Genomic DNA, 26403 nt, shown 5'->3' with positions numbered 1-26403 from the left:
CCTGCCCGAGCGCTTGTTCCTTCAACCGCCTCCGCACTCTCAACGACGGTCACTCGAAAGAGTTACGGGTCGGACGGCCGCCTTCGGCACTCTACGTGAGGGTCCGCACACGGAGGAGAGCGCCGCAGGTCACCTGTCCTTCAGCCGAAGCTATGCCCCGTTTAGCGGGTTTTCTTCCCTTTTTGCGGTGTCTGTGGCTAGATTCGCAATGAGTCATATTTACATCTACTCAGTCAGTAGTTGTACGGTCGGGTTCGGTCCCGCGAGAGCGGGCAGCCGCGAACCCAGGGGAGCGAAAGCACACCGGCCGGCCATCGACCACCCACTGATCAGCCATCCATCCGCCCACCTCACCCGTATCCGTTCGACACGGTCTTAAGGGGACTAGCGCAATGGCAGATTTCTCCCGCCTTCCCGGACCCAACGCCGATCTGTGGGACTGGCAGCTCCTCGCGGCTTGCCGCGGAGTCGACAGTTCCCTGTTCTTCCACCCCGAGGGAGAGCGCGGCGCGGCACGGAGTGCGCGCGAGAACTCGGCGAAAGAGGTCTGTATGCGGTGCCCGGTACGCGCGGAGTGCGCGGCACACGCGCTCGCCGTACGGGAGCCCTACGGCGTCTGGGGCGGCCTCACCGAGGACGAGCGCGAAGAACTCATGGGCCGGGCGCGCAACCGCCTGGTCACGACCACGACGGCCCCGGCGGCCGGGACGGACGCGGGCGTGACGCGCGCGGCACCGTCGGCCGGCGTGGCGCACGCCTGAAGGAACGTTTCTTCGGCATCATGACCTGAGATCCGCCCACCCGGTGCCGCCGCTCCGGGGCCCGCACCCGTCACCGTGCGCCGCCCCACCCGTGCGGCCGAACCCGGTCACCCGCCCGGCCCTGGTCCGCCGCGGGCCGCTCACTCCGACGGCCCGCACGCCCTCACGCGAACGGCCCCGGGGCGCGCGGCCCCGAGCCCTCGGGCGCTCCGCCGGGCGAGGGCGGAGCTCACCCGGACGGCCGGTGGACGGATCACCCGGACGCCCGCCCGGACACCTCACCCGAACGGCCCCGCCCGGCGCGCCGCACACCGCTCCCGGAGGCCCGGCGCCGCTCTCGCGCGTACGTGTCGCGCGCCGTGTTTTTGCCGCGCCGGCCGGGCCGGACCGCGCGCCCCGGCCCGGCCGCCATCGGCCGGACAGCCGCTTACGCACGCGAAGCCATGAGCCCCGCCGCTCTCGGACGCCCTCCGCGCGCGAGGCCGCGAGCCCGCCGCTTCCGGACTGCCGCTACGCGCGCGTGGCCACGCCCGAGGTCGCCGCGGCCCGGGCGGCGGCACGGGTGAGTTCGTCGAGGGTGGCGGCGACGGCGGGGACCTGCTCCAGGTCCGGCAGGGTCAGGGCGACGATCTCGCGCTCCACGGCCGGCTCGACCGTCACGGCGACGGCGCCGCGCGGCCGTACCGACTCGATGGCGAGCTGCGGCAGGACGGCCACGCCCAGGCCCGCGCCCACGAGGCCCATCACGGCCGGGTAGTCGTCGGTGGCGAAGTCGATGCGCGGGGTGAAGCCGGCCTCGCGGCAGACGTCGACCAGCTGGCGGCGGCAGCGCGGGCAGCCCGCGATCCAGGGGTCCTCGGCGAGTTCGCCGATCGTGACGCGTTCCGCGCCGGCCAGCCGGTGGTCCTCGGGGACGAGCCCGACGAGCCGGTCGGCGAGCAGCGGGCGGACCACCAGGTCGTCCCAGGTGTCCGGGCCGACCCCGTAGCGGAAGGCGAGGGCCACGTCGCAGTCGCCCTCGCGCAGCATCTCGACCGAGCGCGGCGGCTCGGCCTCCACGAGGGAGACCCGGGTGCCGGGGTGGGCGGCGCGCAGGGCGGCGAGGGCGGCGGGGACGAGCGCGGAGCTGCCGCTGGGGAAGGAGACGAGCCGGACCCGGCCGGCCCGCAGGCCCGCGATGGCGGCGACCTCCTCCTCGGCGGCGGTCAGTCCGGCGAGGATGCCGGAGGCGTGCCGCACCAGGGCCTCGCCGGCCTGGGTGAGCCGCATCTCGCGGCCGGCGCGGACCAGCAGCGGGGTGCCGGCGGAGGCTTCGAGCGCCTTCATCTGCTGGCTCACCGCGGGCTGGGTGCAGCCCAGTTCGCGCGCGGCGGCGGAGAAGGAACCGGTGGCGGCGACGGCGCGCAGGACGCGGAGGTGGCGGGCCTCGATCATGCTTCGAGCATAAGCGAGGCTTGGGTCATGGAACGAATATCGCAGGTCAACTTTGAGACATGGATCCATCCGGCTGATTAGGGTGCCCCCATGGAACTGCTGAGTGTGAACGTGGGGCGACCGAAGGTCGTGGACTACACCAACGCCTCCTCGGGGACCACGGGGATCGACAAGCGGCCGGTGAGCGGGCCCGTACGGGTCGAGGCGCCGGGGCCGGCCGGGACGGGGGCGAGCGGGGTCGCCGGGGACACGGTGTGCGACCTCCGCTTCCACGGGGGCTACGACCGCGCGGTCTACGCCTTCGCGCGCGAGGACCTCGACACCTGGGAGCGCGAGCTGGGCCGTACCTTCGCCCCGGGCGCGTTCGGCGAGAACCTCACCACGCGCGGGCTCGACGTGAACAACGCCCTGATCGGCGAGCGCTGGCGGATCGGCGAGGACCTGGTGCTGGAGGTGACCGGCGGCCGCATCCCGTGCCGCACCTTCGCCGGATTCCTCGAGGAGAACGGCTGGGTGCGCCGGTTCAACGCGTCGGGGGCGGGGCCGGGCGCGCTGCTGCGGGTGATCACGCCGGGCGAGATCCGGGCGGGCGACCCGATGGAGATCGTCCACCGGCCGGACCACGGCATCACGGTCGCGCGGCTGCACCACGCGGCGACGGCCGACCGTTCGCTGCTGCCGGACATGCTGGTGGCCGCGGACTGGATGGAGGCGGGGCTGCTCGGACTGGCCCGTAGGTACGCGGAGAAGTACGGTCCGGACGCGGCGCGGTCCACGGGCGACGACGGGGAGAGCAACGCCGCCGAGTCGGCCTAAGCAGGGCTCGCATTCCGGCATATGACGGGGTGTCGTCGGCCTGGCCACCGGCCCGGCGACCCCCTCCGTGCAGGCGGGCGGAACGTTTCCCCGGTCCGTTGTTCCCACCGCGCGGGCTAACGTGCCGCGTATGACGACTGCACTGATTACGGGCGCGACCGCGGGCATCGGCGCCGCCTTCGCGCGGCGGCTGGCCGCCGACGGGCACGACGTGGTCCTGGTGGCCCGCAATGTGAAGCGACTGCGTGAGCAGGCCACCGAGTTGCACGACCGGCACGGCATCGAGGCCGAGGTGCTGGCGGCGGATCTGGCCGAGGAGGAGGGGATCGCGGCCGTCGAGGCGCGGCTCTCCGACGCCCGGCGCCCGGTCGATCTCCTGGTGAACAACGCCGGGTTCGGCAACAAGGGCCGTTTCCTCGAAGTGTCCATGGCCGACGAACTGACGATGCTGAAGGTGCACTGCGAGGCGGTGCTGCGGCTGACCTCGGCGGCGGCCGGGTCGATGCGGTCGCGAGGCCGGGGCGGGGTGGTGAACGTCGCCTCGGTGGCCGCGTTCGTGCCGCGCGGCACGTACGGGGCGTCGAAGGCGTGGGTCGTGCAGTTCACCCAGGGCGCGGCGCGGGATCTCGCGAGCAGCGGGGTGCGGCTGATGGCGCTGTGCCCCGGGTTCGTGCGGACGGAGTTCCACGAGCGCGCGGGGATGGGGACGGACAACATCCCGGGCTGGATGTGGCTGGACGCGGACAAGCTGGTGACCGCGGCGCTGGCCGATCTGGCCCGGGGCCGGACGCTGTCCGTCCCGGATCCCCGTTACAAGGCGCTGATGGGTGTGGTGAAGCTGGCCCCGCGCGGACTGCTCGGCGGGGTGTCCTCGAAGGCGGGGCGCAAGTACGGCCCCCGGTAGGAACGGTGTGGAGGAATCCCCGGGATCCCTGAGCTCCCTGAGCTCCCTGAGCTCCCTGAGATCCCTGAGGGGATTACTTCAGGCCCACTCCGGCATATGCCCCGATGTTGGGGGTGGCCGTCGCCGACACCGCGTTCCCGAACCAGTCCCTGCCGCCGTTGTCCGCGATCAGCGTGCCGGCGGACAGGGCCGGGGAGCCGGCGCCGAGCCGGAGGTCGGGGCGGAGCAGCGGATCGGCCTCGACGCCGCCGGGGTTGGGGCGGGTCATGGCGATGCCGTGGAAGAGGTTGTGAGAGAAGGCGAGCCCGGGGGTCGGGTTCTTGAATCCGTAGCCGCCCGCCGCGCCTTCGTTGACGAATATGTTGTTGCTGACGGCGATCTCGTGCCGGGTGGTGGCGGGGCTGCCGGCGTCGTCCTGGACGAGGTAGGCCGGTGTGGTGGTGCGGTTCACGAAGGTGTTGTTGTAGATCTTCGTGTCGATGATCGGGCCCCAGCAGTTCTGGATCAGCCGGGCGCCGTCGTCGACGCTGACGTTGTAGCGGGCCACGGTGCCGAGGGTCCGCGCGCCGCTGTAGGGGCAGATCAGCAGGAAGCCGCCCTTGTTGTCGTGGCTGTTGTTGTACTGGAAGACGGTGTTGCGCGACGCGCCGTCGGCGTCGAAGGACATGCCGTCCTTGGTGTTGCCGCCGCCGGAGACCTCGTTGTACTCGATGGTCGTGTCGTCGGTGTTGAAGGTCCAGATGCCGGCGTTGGCGGAGGGCGAGCGGAGCTGGAAGCCGTCGATGCGGTTGTGGTCGACGCGGGCGCCGCTGGTGGTGTCGAGCTTGATGCCGTCACCGGCGATCGAGGTCAGCGTGTTGTGGTGGACGCGGACGCCGCGGCTGGGGGTCCACGCGCCGGGGTAGGCGACGGGGTCCTGCTGGTTACCGACCAGATCCCGCTTGGAGAAGCGGGACTTGAAATAAATGCCCTCGCGGTCCACGTCCCGGATGTCGTTGTGGTGGATCTCCAGGCCCTCGTACCAGCTGGGCACGTCGGTGCCCTCGACGGCGATGTGGACGGCGCTGGACCCGGTGAGGGTCTTGTAGTCGCCGCCGCGCACGTCGTGGATGGACAGGTGGTCGAGGGTGATGCCGCGGGCCGCGCCGTAGTCGGCGAGGCGCAGGCGGACGCCGTTGCGTTCGCTGCCGGGGGCGGCGGCGTTGGTGATCTCCAGCCGGGTGAGCCGGACGTACCGCGTGTTGGCGAGCAGGACGGCGTCGTGCGCGCCGGCGCCGTCGACGACGGCCCGGCCCGCGGCGTCGCCGTAGTCGGCGATGGTGAAGGGGTACGCGGCCGAGCCGGCGCCCTGCGGCGCGAGGGTGCCGGTGCAGGTGGTGCCGCGCTTGAGCAGCAGCCGGTCGCCGGGCCCGTAGGGGTGGGCGTTGGCCTGGGCGAGGGTGTTCCAGGGGTGCCGGACGCTGCCGTCGCCGCCCGCCGGGGCGGAGCAGTCGACGTGGTGGCGGTCGCCGGGCTTGGGCGCGGCCTGTGCCGCCGGGGCGAGGGCGGTGGCGAGCAGCGGCAGGGCGAGGGCGGCGGCCGTCGCGAGGGCGGTACGGGTACGGGTACGGCTCGGGGTCACTGATCCTCCGAATCGGGGGCTTCGAGAGACATGCGTGCGGTGGTGCCGTTCAGCCAGGTCACGACGACCGTGTGGGCGTCGGTGACCCGGACGTCTGCGAGTGCGGCCACGGGGGCCGGTCCGGGTTCGCCCGTCAGGGACGCGAGGGCCACGAAGAGCGCGGCGGGTCCGCTCGTGGTGCCGTGCAGGGCCGGGGTGCGGGTGGGTCCGGGGCCCTGGAGGGTGGCGCCGGTGGGGAGTTCGGCGGCCTCGGGGGCGTAGCCGTGGACCGGGTGCAGCTGGGAGACGGGGCCGTCGCCGTCGGCCGGGACGGCCCAGCCGGTCTGCCGTACGGGGGTCCCTTCCGGGGCGCCGAGGACGAGGTGGGCGCGGACTTCGGCGCGGCCGTGCGCGAGGGTGCCGGAGTGGACCCGTACGCCGGGCAGCGGGCGGTGCGCGGACAGGGCCTGGTCGGGGCCGGTGCCGAGCGGGGTGGCGGGGCCGCGGGCGGTCGCGGTGCCGTCGGCGCGGAGCAGGGCGAAGTGGTTGTCGGCGGGGTCGGGGACGGTGGTGGGGCCCGTACGGGTGGAGTAGGCGTAGCGGGCGTAGCCGGGGTCGTCGTCCCCGCCGACGTGGTTGCTGCCGTGGTTGTGCATGCGGACGAGTCCGTCGGCGGCGGTGGTCTGGACGAGCAGTCCGGTGGGCCCGAAGGGCCGTACGGTGTCGGCGCGTTCGGCGGGCAGCGGTTCCTCGGGTGCGGTCCAGGCGGGGTGGTCGGCGGGGAGCAGCAGGCCGAGGAAGCCCTTGGACGCCCAGTAGGGGGAGCCGGGGCCGGAGTAGGGCTGGATGACGGGGTCGTACGGGCCGTGCCAGCCGAGTGTGAGCAGTCCGCGCGCGTCGGTGGCGCCGCGGTCGAGGAAGTGGCGCAGGGTCCCGGAGGCGAGGCGGCGGGTGGCGCCGGGGGTGAGCGGGGTGTGTCCGGTGAGGGCGCCGAGCCAGGGGGCCGCGGCGGCGGCGAAGCGGTAGGTGAGGGATCGCCCGTACGGGACGGGGGCGCCGTTCGCGTCGAAGAGGTGGACGTGGTCGTCGAGCTGGGCGCGCAGCCGGGGGCCGTAGCGGTCGAGGAGGGCGCGGTCGCCGGCGAGGTGGGCGTGCAGGACCGGGTAGAAGTGCAGGGCCCAGGAGTTGTAGTGGTCGAAGGCGCGGTTGTCGCCGTCGCTGTACCAGCCGTCGCCGAGGTACCAGGACTCGATCCGGTCGAGGGAGCGGTCGATGGTGGCGGCGGCGCGGTCGGTCTCGATGCCGGCGTCCTGGAGGAAGCCGGCGACGGTGAGGCCGAAGAGCCACCAGTTGTTGTCGACCGGGGACGGGTCGAGGGCGGGCAGCAGCCAGTCGGCGACGCGGGCGCGGACGGCGTCGTCGAGGTGGTCCCACAGCCGGCGGCGGGTGAGGCGCAGGGCGAGGGCGACGGAGGCGGATTCGACGATCGCCTGGCGGGTGCCGGGCAGCAGCGGCCAGTCGTCGGGGCCGTCGCCGCCGGGGCGCGCGGTGCCGGCGGCGAGGCCGGTGGCGTAGCGGTCGAGGTGGTGGTGCGGGTCGTCGCCGTGGGCGGCGCGCAGCGCGGCGAGCAGGAAGGTGCGGGCGTAGCCCTCCAGGCCGTCGGAGCGGGGGCCGGACCAGCTGGGGCGGGCGCCGGGGAGGTCGACGAGGGCGCCGCCGGGTGAGGCGTACGGGCGGACGGCGGCGAGCAGTCGGTCGGCCGTGTCCTCCCAGTGGGCGCGGGTCCAGCCGGTGTACGGGCTGAGCTCACGGTTCTCGGGCGGCGTGGGCATGATGCTCCCTGGGATTCTGGGACTCCCGGGACTCCTGGGGCTCTGGAGGCGCTGAGGGTTCCCGGGAATCCGCGGGGCTGCTGGGACTCGGGAGCCTCTAGGGGCCTGCGAGCTCCGGAACTCCGGGGGATTCCAGGGGATTTCAGGGTTTCCTGAGACTTTCAGGAGGATCCTGGGGATCCAGGTGGATTCCGTGGGGTGGACGACGGCGTCGCCGGGAATCCTGATCACGCTTCGATCGAACGTCAAGAGATCTGGAGCGAATGATCGAAACTCCACCGTTCGATCATTTCCGTCACCACCTTGATCTAAGGTCGGGACACCACCACCACCGCTAGGGGGAAACCGCACCGTGCGCGAGAGTGCTGCCGAACGACACGCCCGACTTCTGAGCCTGGTGCGCCAGCGCGGCACGGCCCGTGTCTCCGACCTGGCCGGGCTGCTCGGGGTCTCCCCCGTCACCGCCCGGCGGGACGTCGAGGCACTGGCCGCCCAGGGCCGGCTCGACCGGGTGCACGGCCAGGTCTCCTGGCCCCGCGCGCAGGCCGCCGGGGCCCCCGGATCGGCCCCGGCCGGCCCCGGCGGCCTGGTGCTCGGCCTGCTCGCGCCCTCCGCCACGTACTACTTCGCCGAGGTCATCCGGGGCGCGCACGAGGCCGCCGCGCGGGCCGGCGCCCGGCTCATCCTGCGGATCTCCGACTACCGCCCGGAGGAGGACCGGGCCCGCACCGAGGGGCTGCTCGCGGCGGGCGCCGAGGGCCTGCTCGTCGCGCCCGCCTGGCAGGGCCCGGAGGACCGCGAGACGTACGGCGACTGGCTGGCCGAACTCCCGGTGCCGGCCGTGCTCCTGGAGCGCCGGGCCGCGCCGGGCAGTCCGCTCGACGGCCTGGACCGGGTGGCCTCGGACCACGCGCACGGGGTGCTGCTCGCCGTCCGCCATCTACTCGGGCTCGGCCACGCGACCCCGCTCCTGGTGGCCCGCGGGGACAGCCCGACGGCGCTCGCGGTGCGCGCCGGGTACGCCGAGGCGCTGACCACGCTGGGCCTCACCGCGCCCCGCCCGGTGATCGACTCCGTACCGGCCGAGATCGATCCGAACGGTTTCGAGCGGGCGGTCCGGGCGCTGCACGAGGTGGTCGTCTCGGGGCAGGCGAGCGCGGCCCTGGTGCACAACGACGTGGACGCCATCCAGATCGTGCAGCGGCTGGCCGAACTCGGCGTCCGGGTACCGGAGGACCTGGCTCTGATCGCGTACGACGACGAGGTCGCCGCGCTCGCCGACACCCCGCTCACGGCGGTCGCCCCGCCGAAGCGCCAGGTGGGCCGGCACGCCACCGAACTCCTGGTGGAGCGGCTGACGGAGGGCGCCGGGGACGAGGCCGGCGAGGAGGCCGCGCGGCGACATCTGAGCCTGCTGCCGCGGCTGCGGGTGCGGTCCTCGTGCGGGGCCCCGCCCGCGAACACGATCTGATCTTTTTTCGATCAATCAATCTTTCGCTCTTGACTTCGCTCACAAACCGGCCAAAGATCACGCCCAACCGCCCATGCCGTGTCACAGGAGCCGCGACGTGATCCCCAGTTGGACCAGAACCACCCGTGTCATAGCCGGTACCGCCACCGCCCTCGCCGTCCTGACGGCCTGTGGCGGCAGCGGTGACTCCGATGCCTCGTCGTCATCCTCGTCCGGCCCGGTGAACATCACCTTCTGGGGCTGGGCCAAGGGCTCCAAGGAGGTGGTCGACGCGTTCAACTCCTCCCAGAAGAAGATCCGGGTGAAGTACGAGGAGATCCCCTCCGGCACCGCCGGCGGCTACGCCAAGATCTCCAACGCGGTCAAGGCGGGCAACGCCCCCGACCTCGTCTCCATCGAGTACGCCTCGCTCCCCGAGTTCGTCTCGTCCGGCGCCCTCGCCGACATCGGCGACCAGTTCACCGAGCAGGACCGCGCCAAGCTGCTGCCGCAGGCCGTCGAGCTCACCACCCTCGGCGGCAAGAGCTGGGCCGTCCCCTTCGACGCCTCGCCGCAGGCCTTCTACTACCGCAAGGACCTGTTCGAGAAGTACAAGGTCGAGGTCCCCAAGACCTGGGACGACTTCAAGGCCGCCGCCGAGAAGGTGAAGAAGGCCGACGCCAAGGCCCGCATCGCCACCTTCTTCCCGGACGACCCGACCACCTTCGAGGCCATGGCCTGGCAGGCCGGCGCCCAGTGGTTCAAGGCCGAGAACGAGACCTGGAAGGTGAACACCACCGACCCGGCCACCACCAAGGTCGCCACCTACTGGCAGGGCCTGATCGACGCCGATCTCGTCCACAAGAACGCCTCCTTCAGCCCCGAGTGGACCGGCTCCCTGAAGAACGGCACCACGATCGGCTACCTCGGCGCCTCGTGGGGCGCGGGCGTGCTCAAGGGCACCCTGCCCGAGCAGAGCGGCAAGTGGGCCGTCGCGCCCATGCCGAACTGGGGCACCCCCGCCAGCGGCATGCTCGGCGGCACCTCCTTCGCCGTCACCAAGGACAGCAAGCAGAAGGCCGCCGCGGTCGAGTTCGCCGAGTGGATGTCCACCACCGAGGCCGGCGTGAAGGCCCGCATCGCCTCCGGCACCTCCAGCGCCTTCCCGGCCGCGACCGCCCTGCGCCCGGTCGCCAAGTCGGCCTTCGACGCGAGCTACTACGGCGGCGAGGACATCTACGCCCTGTTCGAGCAGGCCAGCGCCTCCATCGGCAAGAACTGGGCCTGGGGCCCGTCCACCGGCACCACCAACACCACCATCAAGGACGAGTTCGGCAAGATCGCCAAGGGCGGTCCGACCATCGCGGACGCCGTCAAGGCCGGTCACGACGCCACCGTCGCCGAGCTGACCAAGCGCGGCCTGAAGGTCGAGGGCTGACCCGGTGAAGGCCCGCACCCGCGCGGCGGCGACCCTGCTGACCCCGTTCTTCGTACTGTTCACCGCGGTGATGGTGGTGCCGATCGGCTACGCCGTCTGGCTCAGCCTCTTCAGCGAGAAGCAGTCGGGGCTCGGCTTCGGCGGCACCGAGACCGTCTTCAGCGGACTCGACAACTACACCGCCGCACTGGGTGACCGGGCCTTCCTCGAAGGCTTCGGCGTGCTGCTCGGATACTGCCTGTTCTACATTCCGCTGCTGCTCGCCGGAGCCCTCGGCCTCGCCCTGCTGCTCGACTCCGCGCTCGCCCGCGCCCGCCGCTTCTTCCAGCTCGCGCTGTTCCTGCCGCACGCCGTGCCCGGCATCATCGCCGCGCTGATCTGGGTGTACCTCTACACGCCGCAGCTCAGCCCGGTCGTCTCCGCCATGGAGGCGGGCGGCATCGGCTTCGACTTCTTCTCCCCCGAGGGCTCCCTGCCCTCCGTGGTCAACATCGCGCTGTGGGAGTGGCTCGGCTACAACATGGTGATCTTCTACGCCGCGCTGCAGGCCATCGACCGGTCCGTGCTCGAAGCCGCGACCGTCGACGGCGCCGGCGCCTGGCGGATCGCCCTGTCCATCAAACTCCCGCTGATCAAGTCGTCCCTGGTGATGGTCGGCCTGTTCACGGTCATCGGCTCGCTCCAGCTGTTCACCGAGCCGCTGATCCTCAACAAGGGCACCGGCTCCGCCGTGACCTCGACCTGGACGCCCAACATGTACGCGTACACCGCCGCGTTCGACCGCAACGACTACGGCCTCGCCGCGGCCGCGTCCGTCCTGCTCGCGCTGACGGCCGCGCTGCTCTCCTTCGCCGTGACCCGGCTGACCGGCCGCCGGAAGGAGAAGACGGCATGACCACCAGCACCCGTACGACCGGCGGCGGCAAGCCCCGCTCCCGCAACGTCTGGCTGTCGAAGACCGCCGTCAACGGCGCCCTCGTCCTCGCCGTCGTCTACATGCTCTTCCCGCTCGTCTGGCTGCTCACCGCCGCCACCAAGGACGCCGGCGGACTCCTCGCCGGAAACGCCTTCTCCTTCGAGGGCTTCGACCTCGGCGGCAACCTCGGCCGGCTCGCCGAGTACAACGACGGCGTCTACTTCCACTGGTACCTGAACAGCCTGCTGTACGCGGGCCTCGGTGCCCTCGTCTGCTCGCTCGTCAGCGTCGCCGCCGGCTACGCCTTCGACAAGTACGACTTCCCGGGCAAGGAGAAGCTGTTCGGCGTCGTCCTGCTCGGCGTACTCGTCCCGACGACCGCGCTCGCGCTGCCCATGTACCTGCTCGCCAGCAAAGTGGGCATCGTCAACACCTTCTGGGCGGTCTTCATCCCCGTCCTCGTCAACCCCTTCGGCGTCTACCTCTCCCGCGTGTTCAGCTCCGGCTACGTCCCCGGCGAGGCCCTCGAAGCCGCCCGCATCGACGGCGCGGGCGAACTGCGCATCTTCTGGTCCATCGGCCTGCGCATGCTCATGCCCGGCTTCGTGACCGTCTTCCTGTTCCAGTTCACCGCGATCTGGAACAACTTCTTCCTCCCCCTGGTGATGCTGTCGGACCAGAAGCTCTTCCCGCTGAGCCTCGGTCTGTACGCGTGGAACAGCAACGCCCACGCCGAGCCCGGCTTCTACCCGCTCGTCGTCACCGGATCCCTGCTCGCCGTCGTCCCCCTCGTCGTCGCCTTCGTTTCCCTGCAGCGCCACTGGAAGGCCGGTCTCACCGCCGGCAGCGTCAAGTGAAGACCACAGGTCCCAGGATGCCTCCGATCACTGACACCCGCCCCGCACTCCTCCTCTCCATGGGCTCCGGCATCGCCGAACGCCTGCTCACCGACGCCCACCGCGACCGGCTGGCCGCGCTCACCCGTACCGACCCTCATCTGGTCGCCTACGACCTGGACTCCCCCGGTCCGGCGGTCGCGGCCGCCCTCGCCGAGGCCGAGATCCTCCTCACCTGCTGGGGCGCCACCCCGCTCACCGCCGAGGTGCTCGACCGCGCGCCCCGCCTCAAGGCCGTCGTGCACGCCGCCGGCTCCATCAAGCACCACATCACCGAGGCCTGTTGGGAGCGCGGCATCACGGTCACCTCGGCCGCCGCCGCCAACGCGCTGCCGGTCGCCGAGTACACGGTCGCCGCGATCCTGTTCGCCGGGAAGCGGGTGCTGCGCTCGGCCCAGCAGTACGCCGCGCTGCGCACCGACCAGCCCTGGGTCGAGGAGTCCGCGGGCTGGGGCAACTACCGCCGTACGGTCGGCATCGTCGGCGCCTCCCGCATCGGCCGCCGGGTCCTCGACCTGCTGCGCCCCTTCGACCTGGAGGTGCTGCTGCACGACCCGTACGTGACGACGCCGCCGCCCGGCGTGGAGCTGGTGGGCCTCGACGAACTGTGCGCGCGCAGCTCGATCGTCTCCGTCCACGCGCCCCAACTGCCCGCCACGTACCGCATGATCGGCGCCGCCCAGCTCGCCTCGATGCCGGACGGCGCGACCCTGGTCAACACCTCGCGCGGCTCGCTCGTCGACGAGGACGCGCTGCTCCCCCATCTGACCTCGGGCCGGCTGCACGCCGTCCTCGACGTCACCGACCCCGAACTCCCGGCCGCCGACTCGCCGCTCTACACCCTGCCCAACGTGCTGCTCACCCCGCACGTCGCCGGTTCGCTCGGCAACGAGCTCCACCGCATGGCCGACCAGGCCCTGGAGGAGATCGCGCGGTACGGGCGCGGGGAGCCGTTCCTGGAAGAGGTACGGGCGGACGATCTGACGCGTTCCGCCTGATCGGGCACGCTCCGTCCGCCGAACGGCCGCCACCCGCCTCCCGACCTAGACTGGAATGGTCCCATCCGGGTCGGGAGGCGCCATGACCTTCGTACAAATCATCGACTGCAAGACCAGTCGGATCGACGAGCTGAACCGGCTCATGGACCAGTGGGTCGAGCAGACCCAGGGCAAACGCACCGCCACCCACAGCACCGTCGGCCGGGACCGCTCGGACGCCTCCCATGTCGTGGAGATCGTCGAATTCCCGTCGTACGACGTGGCCATGCGCAACTCGCAGCTGCCGGAGACCGACCGGATCTTCCGCGAGATGATCGCGCTCTGCGACGAGATGCCGTCGTTCACGGACCTGGACGTCGTACGGGACGAGGGGCTGTACAAGGCCCAGTCCCGGCGGCTGCTCGACATGCTGGCCCACGAACCCGAGCTGGCGCTGCTCGACGCGGTGCTGACCGAGAACTACCACGATCACGATCCCGCCAACGAGCAGGACGCCATCGGCATGGACGCGTTCAGGCGCGTCGTGGAGATGTGGCGGAGCGGGTTCGACTTCGCGTTCACCGTGGACGACCAGCTCGCCGAGGGCGACCGGGTGTGCACCCGCTGGACCTGGCGGGCGAGCCACAGCGGCGACTTCATGGGGCTCCAGCCGACCGGGATCGACGTGACGATGACCGGGATGTGCGTCCACCGCTTCCAGGACGACGGGAAGATCGCCGAGGGCTGGTGGCAGTACGACCGGCTCAGCCTGATGGCTCAGCTCGGCGCCGTCGAAGCCTGAGCGTGCCCTGAGCAAGGCCTGACGGAAGTCCTGCGCGCGTCACGGGAACGAGCGTCACGGGAACGAGCGTCACGAAAAAGGGCGAGGCCCGGTGCTCCCGCGACGGGAGCACCGGGCCTCGCACCACACACGCTCAGGCGCGGCGCGCCTCAGGCGTCAGTGGGAGTGGCCGTGACCGTGGCCGTGACCGGCCTCCGCCGGCTCCTCTTCCTTCTTCTCCACCACGAGGGTCTCGGTGGTGAGCAGCAGGGAGGCGATCGAGGCGGCGTTCTCCAGGGCGGAGCGCGTCACCTTGACCGGGTCGATGACGCCGGCCTTGACCAGGTCGCCGTACTCGCCGGTGGCGGCGTTGAAGCCGTTGCCCTTCTCCAGCTCCGCCACCTTCGAGGTGATGACGTAGCCCTCGAGGCCGGCGTTCTCGGCGATCCAGCGCAGCGGCTCGACGGCGGCGCGGCGGACGACGGAGACACCGGTGGCCTCGTCGCCCTCCTTGCCCAGGTTGCCCTCGAGGACCTTGGCGGCGTGGACGAGCGCGGAGCCACCACCGGAGACGATGCCCTCCTCGACCGCGGCGCGGGTCGCGGAGATGGCGTCCTCCAGACGGTGCTTCTTCTCCTTCAGCTCCACCTCGGTGGCGGCGCCGACCTTGATCACGCACACGCCGCCGGCCAGCTTCGCGAGGCGCTCCTGGAGCTTCTCGCGGTCCCAGTCGGAGTCGGTGTTCTCGATCTCGGCCTTGATCTGCGCGACGCGGCCCGCGACGTCACCGGACTGGCCGGCGCCCTCGACGATGGTCGTGTCGTCCTTGGAGACGGTCACGCGGCGGGCGGAGCCCAGCACGTCCAGACCGGCCTGGTCGAGCTTGAGGCCGACCTCCTCGGAGATGACGGTGGCGCCGGTGAGGACGGCCATGTCCTGCAGCATCGCCTTGCGGCGGTCGCCGAAGCCGGGGGCCTTCACGGCGACGGCGTTGAAGGTGCCGCGGATCTTGTTGACGACGAGGGTGGAGAGGGCCTCGCCCTCGACGTCCTCGGCGATGATCAGCAGCGGCTTCGAGGCGCCGGCCTGGATGATCTTCTCAAGCAGCGGCAGGAGGTCCTGGATGGAGGAGATCTTGCCCTGGTTGATCAGGATGTACGGCTCGTCGAGGACGGCCTCCATACGCTCCTGGTCGGTGACCATGTACGGGGACAGGTAGCCCTTGTCGAAGGCCATGCCCTCGGTGAAGTCCAGCTCCAGGCCGAAGGTGTTCGACTCCTCGACGGTGATGACACCGTCCTTGCCGACCTTGTCCATGGCCTCGGCGATGAGCTCGCCGACCTGCTGGTCCTGCGCGGAGAGCGCGGCGACGGCGGCGATGTCGGCCTTGTCGTCGATCGGGCGCGCGGTCGCGAGCAGCTCGTCGGAGACGGCCTTGACGGCGGCGTCGATGCCCTTCTTCAGGGAGGACGGGGAGGCGCCGGCGGCGACGTTGCGCAGACCCTCGCGCACCAGGGCCTGGGCGAGCACGGTGGCGGTGGTGGTGCCGTCACCCGCGACGTCGTTGGTCTTGGTCGCCACCTCCTTCACCAGCTGGGCGCCGAGGTTCTCGTACGGGTCCTCGATCTCGACCTCGCGGGCGATCGTGACACCGTCGTTGGTGATGGTGGGGGCGCCGAACTTCTTGTCGATGACGACGTTGCGGCCCTTGGGGCCGATCGTCACCTTCACCGTGTCGGCCAGCTTGTTGACGCCGCGCTCAAGGGCGCGACGGGCGTCCTCGTCGAACTTCAGGATCTTCGCCATGGGAGCGGTTCAGCCCTCTCGAAAAATCGTTGAAAGAAACTGCGCCCCCGGCCGCCCGCGGAAAACCAGGGGGTCGGGGGCGCAGCTCAAAGCATCTTCTTCAGGTGCCTTGGTGACTTACTTCTCGATGATCGCGAGCACGTCGCGAGCCGAGAGGACGAGGTACTCGTCGCCGTTGTACTTCACCTCGGTGCCGCCGTACTTGCTGTAGAGCACGACATCGCCGACCTTGACGTCGAGCGGCAGGCGCTCACCGTTCTCGAAGCGGCCCGGGCCCACGGCGAGGACGGCGCCCTCCTGGGGCTTCTCCTTCGCGGTGTCCGGGATGACCAGGCCAGAGGCGGTGGTCTGCTCGGCGTCGAGCGGCTGGACCACAATGCGGTCCTCGAGCGGCTTGATGGCAACCTTGGAGCTGGTGGTCGTCACGATCCGACCTCCCCCTTCAGAGTTCTCACGGGGTTGACTGTCTGAGGTGGCGACCAGGTGGATCCGTCGTCGCGGGTGCCGGACCTGCCCGTCGCTGTGTTGGCACTCTCCGGTGGGGAGTGCCAGAGCCGAGACTATGACCGCGATTAGCACTCGGTCAAGCGGAGTGCCAATTCACGACCCCGTGGCGTGATCGGGAGCCGCCGGCGGCAGGGTGGACGGCGACGGTGCGGCGGTACGCGCCGGGTGAACGCCCGGGCGGGGGGCGTGGTTCCGTACGGGATCCGGATCCGGCGCGGAGTTCCGTACGGGGTCCCCTCCGGGCTTCCGTACGCGCGCGGTGGGCGCGGCGGAACCGGCGGGCCCCGCCGAACCCGCGGGGCCGGGGCGCGGGTGGGCGCGCCGGTGCGCGCGCGGGCGGGACGAGTGGTGCGGGTGGTGCGGGTGGCGCGGGTGCGGGGTGACCTTCTCGGCCGCCTTGCGGCCGAGCCGTTCGATGGGGTCGATCGAGGAGGCGCACGCCGGGAGTACGGCGAGCAGCGCGCCGGCCAGGGCCAGGGCGGCGGTGAGCCGGCGCGCCCGGGTCACACGTAGTCCTCGAGCTTCGCCACCGCGTACCCCTTGTCGGTGAGCACCTTCATCACCTTGCGGATCATGTCCGGCATGGTGCCCGGCCAGTCCCCCTTCCCCCGGAAGTGGGTGAGGATGATGTCACCGGGGTGCAGGTCCTCGTCCCACTCGCGCCACTCCATGTGGTCCGGGAAGGCCTCGGCGGCCCATAGCGGGACGGCCTTGACGCCGCAGGACTTGGCGGCGCGCAGACTGTCGTCGTTGTAGTTGCCGTAGGGCGGGCGGAAGAGTTCGGGCCGCTTGCCGAACCGTTTCTGGATGAGGTCCTGCATGTCGCAGATCTCGCGCCGCTGGTCCTCGTAGTCGAGGCCGGGCAGGTAGGGGTGGGTCAGCGTGTGGTTGTTCAGCGTCACCCCTTCGGACTGCATCTTCTTGAAGTAGCCGTAGTCGGTCTTCACCAGGTAGTCGCTGAGGAAGGCGCTGTACGGGATCTTCAGCTCGCTCATCATGCGCAGCAGGTCGGGGTCCTTCTCGGAGCCGTCGTCGATCGTCAGGAAGACGACCCGCTGGTCGGTGGGAACGGTGGTGAAGACCGGCGGCCGGTCCTCGCCGTCGGTCTCGAAGCCCTTGCGCGTGGTGATCCGCGGCTTGACGGACGGGGGCTCGGGCGCGTCGATGGGGGGCTTGTCCAGGCCCCACTTCCTGGCCGCGGCGACCCGGGCGGCGCGCTGCGCGCGGACGCGCTCGGTGTACGAGCCGAGCGCGCCCGCCGCGTCCGGGGCACCGGGGGCGCCCTGGGCGTGCGGCTGACCGGGGGCGGGCCTGGCGGGGGCCTTCGGGGGGGCTGCTCCGTCGGGGGCGGCGCAGGCGGAGCCGAGCGCGCCGACGAGCAGGGCGGCGCCGACGACACGGGCGGGTCTCGTGCTGCGGAAGGGGCCTCCGACCGCGAAGCGGAATGAGCCCTTCTGTTCCTTTTGTCGTACAAGCTGCATGGCGCCGCATCCTGTCAGGGCCCCGCCCGTCCACCGCCCCGACACCACCGGCACCCCCCGCACCATCCCCCGGGCGGCCCACACGGCGAACGGCCGGGAGAATGGGAGGGGTGACCGACCTCGCCGCCTTCGCCGCCCTGCGCTCCCCCGAGGGCCAGACCCTGCTCGACGTCCTGCGCGACCACGACCCCGCCCAGGAACTGGCGCTCGCCTCCCGGCTGCGCCGCGACCACCCCGCCGAGCTGGTCTCGGCCGCCCTCGGCCAGGCCCGGCTGCGGCAGCGGGCGGTCGCGAAGTTCGGCGCCGAGGACGCGTACCGGATGTACTTCACGCCCAACGGCGTCGAGCAGTCCACCCGCGCCGCCGTCGCCGCCCACCGCGCGGCCCGCTTCAAGGCGCTCGGCGTCACCAGCGTCGCCGACCTCTGCTCCGGCATCGGCGGCGACGCGCTCGCGTTCGCCCGAGCCGGGATCTCCGTGCTCGCCGTCGACCGCGACCCGCTGACCGCCGAGACCGCCCGCGCCAACGCGGCGGCGCTCGGCCTCGGCCACCTGATCGAGGTGCGCTGCGCGGACGTCACCGAGATCGACACCACCCCGTACGACGCGGTCTTCGTCGACCCGGCGCGGCGCGGCGGCCGGGGCAGGATCTTCGACCCGGAGGCGTACTCGCCGCCGCTGTCCTGGGCGGTCGGAGCGGCCCGCGCGGCCCGTTTCGCGGCGCTGAAGGTCGCCCCGGGCATCCCGCACGAGGCGGTGCCGGAGGAGGCCGAGGCGGAGTGGATCTCGGACGGCGGGGACGTGAAGGAGGCGGTGCTGTGGTTCGGCACCGAGCCCGGCGCGCGCCGCGCGACCCTGCTGCCCGGCGGCGCCGCGCTGACCGGCGGCACCCTGCCCGACCCGGCGGTCCGGCCGGTGGGCCGCTACCTCTACGAGCCCGACGGCGCCGTCATCCGCGCGCATCTGGTGGCCGAGGTCGCCGAGGCGCTGGGCGGCGGGCTGATCGACGAGACGATCGCGTACGTCACGGCCGACACGCTCACCCCGACCCCGTACGCCGCCGCGTACGAGATCACCGACGAACTCCCCTTCAACCTCAAGAAGTTGAAGGCCCTGCTGCGGGAGCGCGAGGTGGGCGTGCTCACCGTGAAGAAGCGCGGCTCGGCGGTCGAACCGGAGGAGATCCGCCGCAAGGTGAAGCCGAAGGGCCCCCACTCCGCGACGGTACTGCTCACTCGGGTCGCGGGAGCCCCGACGATGCTGATCGGCCGTCCGGCGGGGCGGTGACGCGCCTACCCTGAGCCACCGGACCCGAGGGGGGAGTTCATGGCACTGCATCCGGAAGGGATGTTCACCAGCGGGGCGCTCGCGCACCTCGTCCACCTCGCCGGCGGATCCGAGCCGCTGGAGTGGGAGGTCCTGCGCCTCGGACGGTGCCTGCGCCGGGAGCACTGGGAGGCGACCTGGCGGGAATCCCCGCAGTCGCTCGCCTCCCGGCTCGACTACCTGGCCGTCGCATACGACGAGGAGTTCTTCGCGACCTGCCCCGAGGAGACCCGTCGCGCCTGGCGGACGGCCGCCGGGGAGCGACACCTTCCCGCGTTCATGACCGACCTGGCGACGCTGCTGCGGCTCGCCGACCGCCAGGGCGACGCCTCGTACGCGGAGGTGCCGCTCGCCGCCTGGGAAGTGCGGGCCCGGTTCCCGCTGCTGCTCCACCTGGACGGCTGGGCGTACGACGGGGAGTACGCCTCGCACGAGGAGAGCCTGCTCGCCTTCGCCGACGCGGAACATCCCCACTGTTCCTGGGAGTTGATCCCTCTCCTCACCCAGGCACTGGAGGCGCGAACGCTGTGCGCCGAGTCGGCCGACTTCGCCGCCTCCTTCCGGGACCTCGCGCCGGAGGCGACCCCGAGCGCCCTGGACGCCATCGGCCGTGTCCTTCTCGCCCACCTGACGGAGCATCATGCCTGAGCGCCCGCACCCGTACACCGCGGTCCACGATGAGCCCTTCCCCGAACTGCTCGGGAACATCGACCAGGTGACCGTCAGCGCCGACGGGCAGTGGATCGCCGCCAGTTCGGTGTGGCACCGACTGAGCCGGGTGGTCGTCTACCGCGCCGCGGACCTCTCCCGCGCGCACCTTCTGACGTTCGACGTGGAGGCGGAGCCGATCGCCTTCCATCCCACGATCCCGCTGCTCGCCATCGGCCTCGACAACGGCGACGCGTACCAGCGCGCGGGTGGTCTCACCCTCTTCGAGGCCGACTCCGGCCACCGCGTCGACTTCGCCGACCCGGGGCGGGGCGTCGAGCTGGTCCGCTGGGCGGACGACCGCACCCTCGAACTCACCTTCCTCAGCGTGGACCTGGACAACGGGTGCGAGTTCCTCACGTCCCGTGCCCGCGCCGTACGCGACGACTGGCGCGACCTCGTCCCCGACGCCCTCGACCTGACCGCCGTCGACGGCCCCCCGCTCGACCCGGACACCCCGGTCGGATACCCCGACACGCCCGTCCGGCCCGTGCTCCAGGCGCTCGCCGCCCGGGCCGGCCGGAGCTGCACCGGCAGGGGCGGGGTCGGTGTCGTCGCCGGGCTGAGCGACGGCCGGGTGCTCGCCACCCGCCACCACGTCGCGCTGGAGAGCCGGGCTCCCGACGGCTCACCGCAGTGGAGCGTTCCCGCGCCCTCGCCGAGCGGCGGTACCCGGATCCTGGTCTCCCCCGACGAGCGGACGGCTCGGGTCGTCGCACCCGACTTCCGCGACGGGAGCGACCTCCTGCTCGTCGACCTCGCCGACGGAACGGTCCTCGACCGCTCCTCGCTGCCGTTCCCGGCCGGCCTCTGCGCCCGCACCGACGGGGTATGGGCGATCGGGCACGCGTCCGGCCAGGGCAAGGGAGCCGACTCCCCCGAACCGCCGGCCACCCGGGTCTTCGCCGCCGACGGCACCCCGCTCCGCACGGTCCGTCACGAGCCCGCCGACGACGATCCCGTAGGGGCCGATCCCGTGGGTGACGATGCCGTCGCCGACGAGCCCGCAGGGGACGCGTTCCTTCCTCTCGATGTCCGCCGCTGCCCCGAACTGCTGTTCCTGCGACGGCGCGGGGACGTGGTCGCGCTCGACCCCCGCTCGGCCACCGAGCGGGTGCTCTTCACCGCCGACGAACCCCTGGGCGGCACGGTGTACGTCTCCGACACCGAGGGCCCCGCCCTCCTGCACGGACGGCGGGAGGTGGTCCGCCGGTCCTTCCCCGCCGGGGAAGTCGTCTGGCGCCGGGACCTGGGCGCGGCGGCCACCGCCCTCGACGCGCGGGACGGCGTCCTGCACGCCCTGTGCGAGGACGGCACCCTCGTCTCGCTCGCCACGGCGGACGGCGCCCTGCTCGACCGGCGCGCCCTGCCCCCGTACCGGGCTCTCTCGTTGCACGCGGCCCCCGACGGCACGGTTCTCGTCGGCACCGTGGCCGGGCAGATCCTGCGCTACTGATCCGGCCCGGACTCGCCGGCCCCTTCGAGGCCCCGTGCCCGGTCGAGGAGCAGGTCGCGCTCGCGCGCGTTGCGGGTGAGTTCCGCCGCCCGTGTGAACTCCGCGCGGGCCTCCGCCGTCCGGCCGAGGCGGGCCAGCAGGTCGCCGCGGACGCTCGGGAGCAGGTGGTAGCGGTCGAGGCCGGGGGCGGTGGCCAGCGCGTCGACGAGGGCGAGGCCCGCCGCTGGGCCCTCGGCGCGGGAGACGGCGACGGCCCGGTTGAGTTCGACGACCGGCGAGGGCGCGACGGCCGCGAGCCGGCCGTAGAGCGCGGCGATGGTGGCCCAGTCGGTGTCCTCGTACCGCGCCGCCCGCGCGTGACAGGCGGCGACGGCGGCCTGGAGGGCGTACGGTCCGCTCGCGCCGCCCGCCGCGACGGCCCGCTCCAGGGCGGCGAGGCCGCGCCGCATCAGCAGCCGGTTCCACCGCCGCCGGTCCTGGTCGGCGAGCAGGACCGGCTCGCCGCCGGGCCCGGTCCGGGCCGCCGTCCGCGAGGCCTGGATCTCCAGGAGCGCGGCCAGGACGTGGGTCTCGCCCTCGCCGGGCATCAGCGCGGCGAGCCGCCGGGCCAGCCGGAGCGCGTCCTCGCACAGTCCGGGGCGCAGCAGGTCGTCGCCCGCGGTCGCCGCGTACCCCTCGTTGAAGATCAGGTAGACGACCTCCAGGACCGAACCGAGCCGGGCCGCCCGGTCCGCCCCGTACGGCACCTCGAAGGGCACCCCGGCGCGGGCGAGCGCGCGCTTGGCCCGGACGATCCTCCCCCAAACCTTCGGCATGGGGGTGCCCCCAGCGCCACGGTCGGCTCCGGCACCAGGAACGCGCGGGCGATCTCGTCGGTGCGCAGCCCGCCGACGAGCCGCAGCGTCAGGGCGGTGCGGGCCTCGGCGGACAGCACCGGATGGCAGGCGGTGAAGATCAGCCGCAGTACGTCGTCGTCGATGTCGCCGGGGCCCGAGGGCTCGGGGTCGTACGACTCCCCGTCGCCGAGCGCGGACGCCGGATCGCGGCCCGCCTCGGCGAGCTTGCGCGCGTACGTCTCGCGCCGCCGCACCAGGTCGACCGCGCGGTGCTTCGCCGTGGCGGTCAGCCAGGCGGCCGGCCGGTCGGGGACGCCGTCGCGCGGCCACTGCTCCAGGGCCGCGAGCATGGCGTCCTGGGCGATCTCCTCGGCGATGCCGAGGTCCCGGACGATCCGCGCGACGGTCGCGACGATCCGCGCGGATTCCATCCGGAAGACCGTCTCCAGCGTCCCCCGCACCCGCTCACCCTCGGTCCGTGCCGTCACGTCTCACATGACAGCACGGACCACCGACATCCGGCCGTCGGCGCCGCTCAGGCGTCCGGCTGCGGCATGTCCTCGACCTCGCGGACCTCCAGGCCCACGGTCCAGTGCTTCGGGTGGACCTCCAGGAAGCGCTTGGACCATTCCAGCGCCTCGGCCTTGTCCTTGCACTGCATCAGCGCGTAGCCGCCGACGACCTCCTTGGTCTCGGTGAAGGGGCCGTCCGTGTAGCTGACCTTGCCGTCCGACCAGGTCAGCCGGGTCGACTCGGCGGTCGGGTGCAGACCGGCGGTGTCCAGCATGACCCCCGCCTTGGTGATCTCCTCGAAGAGCGCGCCCATCCGCTCCTGGAAGCCGGGGTCGGCGTCCTCCATGTCGATGGTGTTCTCCTGGATGCGGACCAGGGACAGATAGCGGGGCATGATGCCTCCTCGGCGTGCGGTGGCGGGGCCGTTCCCCGCCTTCCACTCATACGTCGAACGGGAACCGCCCGCATCGACACCGCCGCGGAACTCTTCTCACTTCCGTCCCGCGTGGGTCAGAGGTAGTCCTCCAGACGGGCCACCGTGAAGCCCTGCTCCTGGATGTGGCGCAGCAGGTTGGCGGTCATCTGGGTCATGGTGCGGCCCTTGAGCTCGGAGGGGCCGCGGAAGTGGGCCAGGATGATGTCGCCGGGGTGCAGCTTCCGGTCCGGGCGCTGGTACTGCATGTCCTTGATCTGCATCGACTCGCGCCACAGCACGAGCGCGTCGACCCCGCAGCCCGCCGCGGCGGCGCGGGTGGCCTCGTTCCAGTTGCCGTAGGGCGGACGGAAGAGCCGGGGCCGCTTGCCGTACTCGGCGGCCAGCTTGTCCTGCTGGCCGCAGATCTCCGCGCGCTGCGCCTCCTGGCCGAGGGTGCGCAGGTTGGGGTGGGTGAGGGTGTGGTTGGCGAGGCCGTGGCCCTGGGCGACGAGCGGGGTGAAGTAGCCGCGGTCGGCGCGTATCGCGCTGTCGGTGAGGAACATGGTCACCGGCACCTTGAGGTCGCGCATCATCGCGACGAACTCGGGGTCCTTCTCGGCGCCGTCGTCGATCGTGATGAAGACGATCTTCTCGGTGGTGGGGATGTCGCTCACGACGGGGACGGGCCCGCCGGCCGGGCGGGTCACCGGCTTCTTCGCGGGCGGGGCGGGCGGGGCCGCGAGGGGCTTGAGGCCCCACTTCGCGTACGCGGCGGCGCGCGCCGCCTCGGCGTCGGCCGTGGGGTCCTTGTGCGGAGCGGCGGACGGGGCGGGGGCGGCGGTGGACGCGGGCGGGGTGGCATCGGCGTCGGCGGTCGTACAGCCGGCCGTCGCGAACAGAGCCACGGCGGTCAGCGCCGCCCACAGCGCGAGCTTCGTCTTCACGCGCTGTGGGATGCCGAAACCTATAGAACGGTTGCTCGCATCACGTACATGTGACCGATTCGAAGCGCCAGCGGTGCACCGGACGGGTGATCAGACCCGCGTCCGGATCCGGCAGCTCGGGCAGCTCCGCGCCCAGCCCCTCCGCCGTCTCCCACCAGGTCATGACCAGGACCCGGTCCCGCGGGGCGCGGAAGGTCTCACGGCGCAGCGGCGCGGCGGGGCCCGGCAGGACCTGGGCCCGCGCCCACTCCAGCAGCTCGGCGCCGCGCCCCTCGGCCGCGCGCGCCTCCCACATCAGGGTGACCGTCGCCATGGAGGTCACGAGTACAGGTTGTCCTTGCTGACCTCGTGCACGTGGTCGTGGTCGTGGACGTGCGCGTGGGCGCCCGGAACGTGCGACTCCGTCACCGGAAGCGAGGAGTCCGCCGACAGCTCCAGGTCGGAGGCGGCCCGCCCGCGGGCGACCATCTCCGCGCCGAGCGCCGCGACCATGGCGCCGTTGTCGGTGCACAGGCCCGGCCGGGGCACCCGCAGCCGGATCCCGGCCCGCGAGCAGCGCTCCTCGGCGAGCGCCCGCAGCCGCGAGTTGGCGGCCACGCCGCCGCCGATCATCAGATGGTCGACGCCCTCGTCCTTGCAGGCCCGCACGGCCTTGCGGGTGAGCACGTCGACGACCGCCTCCTGGAAGGACGCGGCGACGTCCCGTACGGGCACCTCCTCGCCCGCGTTCCGCTTGGCCTCGATCCAGCGGGCCACGGCGGTCTTCAGGCCGGAGAAGGAGAAGTCGTACGCGGGGTCCTTGGCGCCGGACAGGCCGCGCGGGAACGCGATCGCCTTCGGGTCGCCCTCCTTCGCGAGCCGGTCGATGACCGGGCCGCCGGGGAAGCCGAGGTCGAGCACGCGGGCGATCTTGTCGAAGGCCTCGCCCGCCGCGTCGTCGATGGTGGCGCCCATCGGCCGGACATCGGAGGTGATGTCGCTGGAGAGCAGCAGCGAGGAGTGCCCGCCGGAGACGAGCAGCGCCATGGTCGGCTCGGGCAGCCGGCCGTGCTCCAGCTGGTCGACGCAGATGTGCGAGGCGAGGTGGTTGACGCCGTAGAGCGGCTTGCCCAGCGCGTACGCGTACGCCTTGGCCGCCGAGACGCCGACGAGCAGCGCGCCCGCGAGGCCGGGCCCGGCGGTCACCGAGATGCCGTCGAGGTCGCGGGCGGAGACGCCGGCCGTTTTCAGCGCGCGTTCGATGGTCGGGACCATCGCCTCCAGGTGGGCGCGGGAGGCGATCTCGGGCACGACGCCGCCGAAGCGGGCGTGCGTGTCGACGCTGGAGGCGACGGCGTCGGCCAGGAGGGTGGTGCCGTGCACGATGCCGACGCCGGTCTCGTCGCACGAGGTCTCGATGCCGAGTACCAGGGGTTCGTCAGCAGCCATCAGATATCGGTCCCAGTTCCTTGAACGATCAGTCGCATCACGAGCGCGTCGACGTTGCCCGGCTGGTAGTAGCCGCGCCGGAACCCGAGGGGCTCGAAGCCGAAGCGCTCGTAGAGCTTCTGAGCCCGGGTGTTGTCCACCCGTACCTCGAGCAGGACCTCGTCGCACTCGAAGGCGGTGGCGGCCCGGATGAGGTCGGTGAGCAGCCGGGCGCCGAGGCCGGTGCCCCACTGGTCGCGGGCGACGGCGATCGTCTGCACGTCGCCGAGTCCGCCGGCCGCGGCGAGACCCGCGTAGCCGACGAGCCGCCCGTCGGCCGGGTCCTCGGCGACGACGTAGTGACGGGTCGCGCGCGGGCCGCGGGCGTGCGCCAGCTCGGACCAGAACATGCCCTCGGACCAGGCGTCCTCGGGGAACAGATCGGCTTCGAGGGCGAGCACCGGGGCCAGGTCCCACCAGCGCATCTCGCGCAGGACGGCCGCGGACCGCCCCGTGGTCCCCTTGGTCACGTCGGTCACTTGGGGGTGACCACCTTGTAGTTCTTGGGCACCTGCGCGTCGGGCCGGCGCAGGTACATCGGCCGCGGGTCGAGGAAGCCCTCGCCCCCGGCGGCCAGCTTCTCGGCCGCGAGGGCGGCGAGCGCGGCGGCCGACTGGTGCTCGGGGCCGCGGGCCTCGGGGAACGCCTCGGGGTAGAGCAGAGCGCCGGCGCCGACGACGGGCAGCCCGGCGAGCCGCTCCGCGATGTCGGCGGGCCGGTCGACGGCGGCCTCCGTCACACGCGTACGGGAGTCGTCGTACCGCGCCCAGTAGACCTCCTTGCGCCGCGCGTCGGTGGCGACGGCGAAGGGCTCGTCGAGGCCGGCGGCGTAGGCGAGCCCGTCCAGGGTGCACAGACCGTGCACGGGGACGCCCAGGGCGGAGCCGAACGTGGCGGCCGTGACGAGGCCGACGCGCAGTCCGGTGTACGGGCCGGGGCCGACGCCGACCACCAGTCCGGTCACCGCGTCGAGCTTCAGCCCGGCCCGTGCGAGCACCCGGTCGACGGCGGGCAGCAGCAGCTCCCCGTGGCGGCGGGCGTCGACCCGGGTGTCCTCGGCGACGACGGAGTCCCCGTCGTGGAGGGCGACGGTGACGGCGGGGGTGGCGGTATCCATGGCGAGCAAGAGCACGCGAACAG

Annotated in this window: 25 protein-coding genes and 1 pseudogene; 12 read left to right on the top strand and 14 right to left on the bottom strand. The window is 72.4% G+C overall.

Going from position 1 to position 26403, the window contains the following annotated elements:
- Nucleotides 1-392 precede the first annotated feature (392 nt).
- On the top strand, nt 393-761 hold the full coding sequence (locus tag ABZ693_RS03325) for a WhiB family transcriptional regulator (protein ID WP_359872784.1): 369 nt from the start codon (nt 393-395) through the stop codon (nt 759-761).
- A 510-nt stretch (nt 762-1271) separates the two neighbouring features.
- Here the strand turns inward: ABZ693_RS03325 and ABZ693_RS03320 are convergent.
- A complete protein-coding gene (locus ABZ693_RS03320; RefSeq protein ID WP_359872782.1) occupies nt 1272-2195 on the bottom strand; it encodes a LysR family transcriptional regulator in 924 nt (307 codons plus the stop codon).
- Nucleotides 2196-2285: 90 nt separating this feature from the next.
- Here ABZ693_RS03320 and ABZ693_RS03315 point away from each other — a divergent pair, with 90 nt between their 5' ends.
- Complete coding sequence (locus ABZ693_RS03315; RefSeq protein WP_359872780.1) at nt 2286-3011, top strand: MOSC domain-containing protein; 726 nt, start codon at nt 2286-2288, stop codon at nt 3009-3011.
- A 130-nt stretch (nt 3012-3141) separates the two neighbouring features.
- The gene (locus tag ABZ693_RS03310; protein ID WP_359872778.1) at nt 3142-3915 is read left to right on the top strand and encodes an SDR family NAD(P)-dependent oxidoreductase; all 774 of its coding nucleotides are present in this window, start codon (nt 3142-3144) and stop codon (nt 3913-3915) included.
- A 73-nt stretch (nt 3916-3988) separates the two neighbouring features.
- Here the strand turns inward: ABZ693_RS03310 and ABZ693_RS03305 are convergent, their stop codons facing one another.
- Both ABZ693_RS03305 and ABZ693_RS03300 read right to left on the bottom strand, forming a co-directional pair.
- Nucleotides 3989-5536 carry a right-handed parallel beta-helix repeat-containing protein gene (locus tag ABZ693_RS03305; protein WP_359872776.1) on the bottom strand — a complete coding sequence of 516 codons (1548 nt, stop codon included), beginning with the start codon at nt 5534-5536 and terminating at the stop codon, nt 3989-3991.
- A complete protein-coding gene (locus ABZ693_RS03300; protein ID WP_359872774.1) occupies nt 5533-7347 on the bottom strand; it encodes a DUF2264 domain-containing protein in 1815 nt (604 codons plus the stop codon). Before ABZ693_RS03300 ends, ABZ693_RS03305 begins: the two co-directional genes overlap by 4 nt.
- Nucleotides 7348-7699: 352 nt before the next feature.
- Between ABZ693_RS03300 and ABZ693_RS03295 the strand changes: the two genes are divergently transcribed.
- From ABZ693_RS03295 to ABZ693_RS03270, 6 genes are all read left to right on the top strand, one after another.
- A complete protein-coding gene (locus tag ABZ693_RS03295; protein WP_359872772.1) occupies nt 7700-8818 on the top strand; it encodes a substrate-binding domain-containing protein in 1119 nt (372 codons plus the stop codon).
- A 73-nt stretch (nt 8819-8891) separates the two neighbouring features.
- Entirely contained in the window at nt 8892-10235 is a 1344-nt protein-coding gene (locus ABZ693_RS03290) for an ABC transporter substrate-binding protein (protein WP_435842328.1), read from the top strand.
- 4 nt (nt 10236-10239) lie between these two features.
- The gene (locus ABZ693_RS03285; RefSeq protein ID WP_359872768.1) at nt 10240-11130 is read left to right on the top strand and encodes a carbohydrate ABC transporter permease; all 891 of its coding nucleotides are present in this window, start codon (nt 10240-10242) and stop codon (nt 11128-11130) included.
- Nucleotides 11127-12008: a carbohydrate ABC transporter permease gene (locus ABZ693_RS03280; protein WP_359872766.1), complete on the top strand. Its 882-nt coding sequence runs from the start codon at nt 11127-11129 to the stop codon at nt 12006-12008. The genes ABZ693_RS03285 and ABZ693_RS03280 overlap by 4 nt, the downstream gene beginning before the upstream one ends.
- 17 nt (nt 12009-12025) lie before the next feature.
- Nucleotides 12026-13045, top strand: a complete 1020-nt coding sequence (locus tag ABZ693_RS03275; RefSeq protein ID WP_359872764.1) for a hydroxyacid dehydrogenase — start codon at nt 12026-12028, stop codon at nt 13043-13045.
- Nucleotides 13046-13127: 82 nt separating this feature from the next.
- A complete protein-coding gene (locus ABZ693_RS03270) occupies nt 13128-13826 on the top strand; it encodes an ester cyclase (RefSeq protein ID WP_359872762.1) in 699 nt (232 codons plus the stop codon).
- Nucleotides 13827-13982: 156 nt separating this feature from the next.
- Here ABZ693_RS03270 and groL read toward each other — a convergent pair whose 3' ends face one another.
- From groL to ABZ693_RS03250, 4 genes are all read right to left on the bottom strand, one after another.
- Nucleotides 13983-15611, bottom strand: a complete 1629-nt coding sequence (groL, locus tag ABZ693_RS03265) for a chaperonin GroEL (protein ID WP_359872760.1) — start codon at nt 15609-15611, stop codon at nt 13983-13985.
- 117 nt (nt 15612-15728) lie between these two features.
- Nucleotides 15729-16037 (bottom strand): co-chaperone GroES, encoded by a 309-nt coding sequence (gene groES, locus ABZ693_RS03260; RefSeq protein WP_066995800.1) that lies wholly within the window; start codon nt 16035-16037, stop codon nt 15729-15731.
- Between the two features lie 174 nt (nt 16038-16211).
- A complete protein-coding gene (locus ABZ693_RS03255; RefSeq protein ID WP_359872757.1) occupies nt 16212-16625 on the bottom strand; it encodes a hypothetical protein in 414 nt (137 codons plus the stop codon).
- A complete protein-coding gene (locus ABZ693_RS03250; protein ID WP_359872755.1) occupies nt 16622-17599 on the bottom strand; it encodes a polysaccharide deacetylase family protein in 978 nt (325 codons plus the stop codon). Before ABZ693_RS03250 ends, ABZ693_RS03255 begins: the two co-directional genes overlap by 4 nt.
- Before the next feature lie 101 nt (nt 17600-17700).
- Between ABZ693_RS03250 and ABZ693_RS03245 the strand changes: the two genes are divergently transcribed.
- Genes ABZ693_RS03245 through ABZ693_RS03235 form a run of 3 tightly spaced genes read left to right on the top strand, consistent with a single transcriptional unit; the run spans nt 17701 to nt 21088 of the window.
- Nucleotides 17701-18885 (top strand): class I SAM-dependent methyltransferase, encoded by a 1185-nt coding sequence (locus ABZ693_RS03245; RefSeq protein WP_359872753.1) that lies wholly within the window; start codon nt 17701-17703, stop codon nt 18883-18885.
- Nucleotides 18886-18924: 39 nt separating this feature from the next.
- Nucleotides 18925-19572 carry a hypothetical protein gene (locus ABZ693_RS03240; protein WP_359872751.1) on the top strand — a complete coding sequence of 216 codons (648 nt, stop codon included), beginning with the start codon at nt 18925-18927 and terminating at the stop codon, nt 19570-19572.
- The gene (locus ABZ693_RS03235; protein ID WP_359872749.1) at nt 19565-21088 is read left to right on the top strand and encodes a PQQ-binding-like beta-propeller repeat protein; all 1524 of its coding nucleotides are present in this window, start codon (nt 19565-19567) and stop codon (nt 21086-21088) included. The genes ABZ693_RS03240 and ABZ693_RS03235 overlap by 8 nt, the downstream gene beginning before the upstream one ends.
- Here ABZ693_RS03235 and ABZ693_RS03230 read toward each other — a convergent pair.
- The 7 genes and pseudogenes from ABZ693_RS03230 to tsaB all read right to left on the bottom strand — a co-directional run bounded on the left by ABZ693_RS03230 (nt 21082) and on the right by tsaB (nt 26395).
- Nucleotides 21082-22355: pseudogene (locus ABZ693_RS03230) on the bottom strand (RNA polymerase sigma factor). The gene ABZ693_RS03235 and the pseudogene ABZ693_RS03230 overlap by 7 nt on opposite strands.
- A 104-nt stretch (nt 22356-22459) precedes the next feature.
- Complete coding sequence (locus ABZ693_RS03225) at nt 22460-22831, bottom strand: YciI family protein (RefSeq protein WP_359872747.1); 372 nt, start codon at nt 22829-22831, stop codon at nt 22460-22462.
- Nucleotides 22832-22947: 116 nt separating this feature from the next.
- On the bottom strand, nt 22948-23796 hold the full coding sequence (locus ABZ693_RS03220) for a polysaccharide deacetylase family protein (protein WP_359872745.1): 849 nt from the start codon (nt 23794-23796) through the stop codon (nt 22948-22950).
- Between the two features lie 40 nt (nt 23797-23836).
- Nucleotides 23837-24109, bottom strand: a complete 273-nt coding sequence (locus tag ABZ693_RS03215; RefSeq protein WP_359872915.1) for a hypothetical protein — start codon at nt 24107-24109, stop codon at nt 23837-23839.
- Nucleotides 24110-24114: 5 nt separating this feature from the next.
- Nucleotides 24115-25224, bottom strand: a complete 1110-nt coding sequence (gene tsaD / locus ABZ693_RS03210; RefSeq protein WP_359872743.1) for a tRNA (adenosine(37)-N6)-threonylcarbamoyltransferase complex transferase subunit TsaD — start codon at nt 25222-25224, stop codon at nt 24115-24117.
- A complete protein-coding gene (gene rimI, locus ABZ693_RS03205; RefSeq protein ID WP_359872913.1) occupies nt 25224-25688 on the bottom strand; it encodes a ribosomal protein S18-alanine N-acetyltransferase in 465 nt (154 codons plus the stop codon). Before rimI ends, tsaD begins: the two co-directional genes overlap by 1 nt.
- 50 nt (nt 25689-25738) lie before the next feature.
- Nucleotides 25739-26395 (bottom strand): tRNA (adenosine(37)-N6)-threonylcarbamoyltransferase complex dimerization subunit type 1 TsaB, encoded by a 657-nt coding sequence (tsaB, locus tag ABZ693_RS03200; RefSeq protein WP_359872741.1) that lies wholly within the window; start codon nt 26393-26395, stop codon nt 25739-25741.
- Between the last annotated feature and the right edge of the window lie 8 nt (nt 26396-26403).

Source organism: Streptomyces laurentii, from assembly GCF_040635425.1.
Lineage (GTDB): Bacteria > Actinomycetota > Actinomycetes > Streptomycetales > Streptomycetaceae > Streptomyces > Streptomyces laurentii.
The sequence above is the reverse complement of the archived record's forward strand: the minus strand, read 5'-3'. Positions and strand labels throughout refer to the sequence as shown.

Excerpts from the sequence above, each read along its gene's own strand:
- ABZ693_RS03320 (WP_359872782.1), bottom strand. The coding sequence starts at position 2,195 with ATGATCGAGGCCCGCCACCTCCGCGTCCTGCGCGCCGTCGCCGCCACC.
- ABZ693_RS03235 (WP_359872749.1), top strand. The coding sequence starts at position 19,565 with ATGCCTGAGCGCCCGCACCCGTACACCGCGGTCCACGATGAGCCCTTC.
- ABZ693_RS03325 (WP_359872784.1), top strand. The coding sequence starts at position 393 with ATGGCAGATTTCTCCCGCCTTCCCGGACCCAACGCCGATCTGTGGGAC.
- ABZ693_RS03240 (WP_359872751.1), top strand. The coding sequence starts at position 18,925 with ATGGCACTGCATCCGGAAGGGATGTTCACCAGCGGGGCGCTCGCGCAC.
- groL (WP_359872760.1), bottom strand. The coding sequence starts at position 15,611 with ATGGCGAAGATCCTGAAGTTCGACGAGGACGCCCGTCGCGCCCTTGAG.
- ABZ693_RS03270 (WP_359872762.1), top strand. The coding sequence starts at position 13,128 with ATGACCTTCGTACAAATCATCGACTGCAAGACCAGTCGGATCGACGAG.
- ABZ693_RS03245 (WP_359872753.1), top strand. The coding sequence starts at position 17,701 with ATGGGAGGGGTGACCGACCTCGCCGCCTTCGCCGCCCTGCGCTCCCCC.
- ABZ693_RS03300 (WP_359872774.1), bottom strand. The coding sequence starts at position 7,347 with ATGCCCACGCCGCCCGAGAACCGTGAGCTCAGCCCGTACACCGGCTGG.
- ABZ693_RS03275 (WP_359872764.1), top strand. The coding sequence starts at position 12,026 with ATGCCTCCGATCACTGACACCCGCCCCGCACTCCTCCTCTCCATGGGC.
- ABZ693_RS03310 (WP_359872778.1), top strand. The coding sequence starts at position 3,142 with ATGACGACTGCACTGATTACGGGCGCGACCGCGGGCATCGGCGCCGCC.
- ABZ693_RS03215 (WP_359872915.1), bottom strand. The coding sequence starts at position 24,109 with ATGGCGACGGTCACCCTGATGTGGGAGGCGCGCGCGGCCGAGGGGCGC.
- rimI (WP_359872913.1), bottom strand. The coding sequence starts at position 25,688 with ATGCGCTGGTGGGACCTGGCCCCGGTGCTCGCCCTCGAAGCCGATCTG.
- tsaD (WP_359872743.1), bottom strand. The coding sequence starts at position 25,224 with ATGGCTGCTGACGAACCCCTGGTACTCGGCATCGAGACCTCGTGCGAC.
- ABZ693_RS03225 (WP_359872747.1), bottom strand. The coding sequence starts at position 22,831 with ATGCCCCGCTATCTGTCCCTGGTCCGCATCCAGGAGAACACCATCGAC.
- ABZ693_RS03250 (WP_359872755.1), bottom strand. The coding sequence starts at position 17,599 with ATGCAGCTTGTACGACAAAAGGAACAGAAGGGCTCATTCCGCTTCGCG.
- ABZ693_RS03315 (WP_359872780.1), top strand. The coding sequence starts at position 2,286 with ATGGAACTGCTGAGTGTGAACGTGGGGCGACCGAAGGTCGTGGACTAC.
- ABZ693_RS03290 (WP_435842328.1), top strand. The coding sequence starts at position 8,892 with ATGCCGTGTCACAGGAGCCGCGACGTGATCCCCAGTTGGACCAGAACC.
- ABZ693_RS03280 (WP_359872766.1), top strand. The coding sequence starts at position 11,127 with ATGACCACCAGCACCCGTACGACCGGCGGCGGCAAGCCCCGCTCCCGC.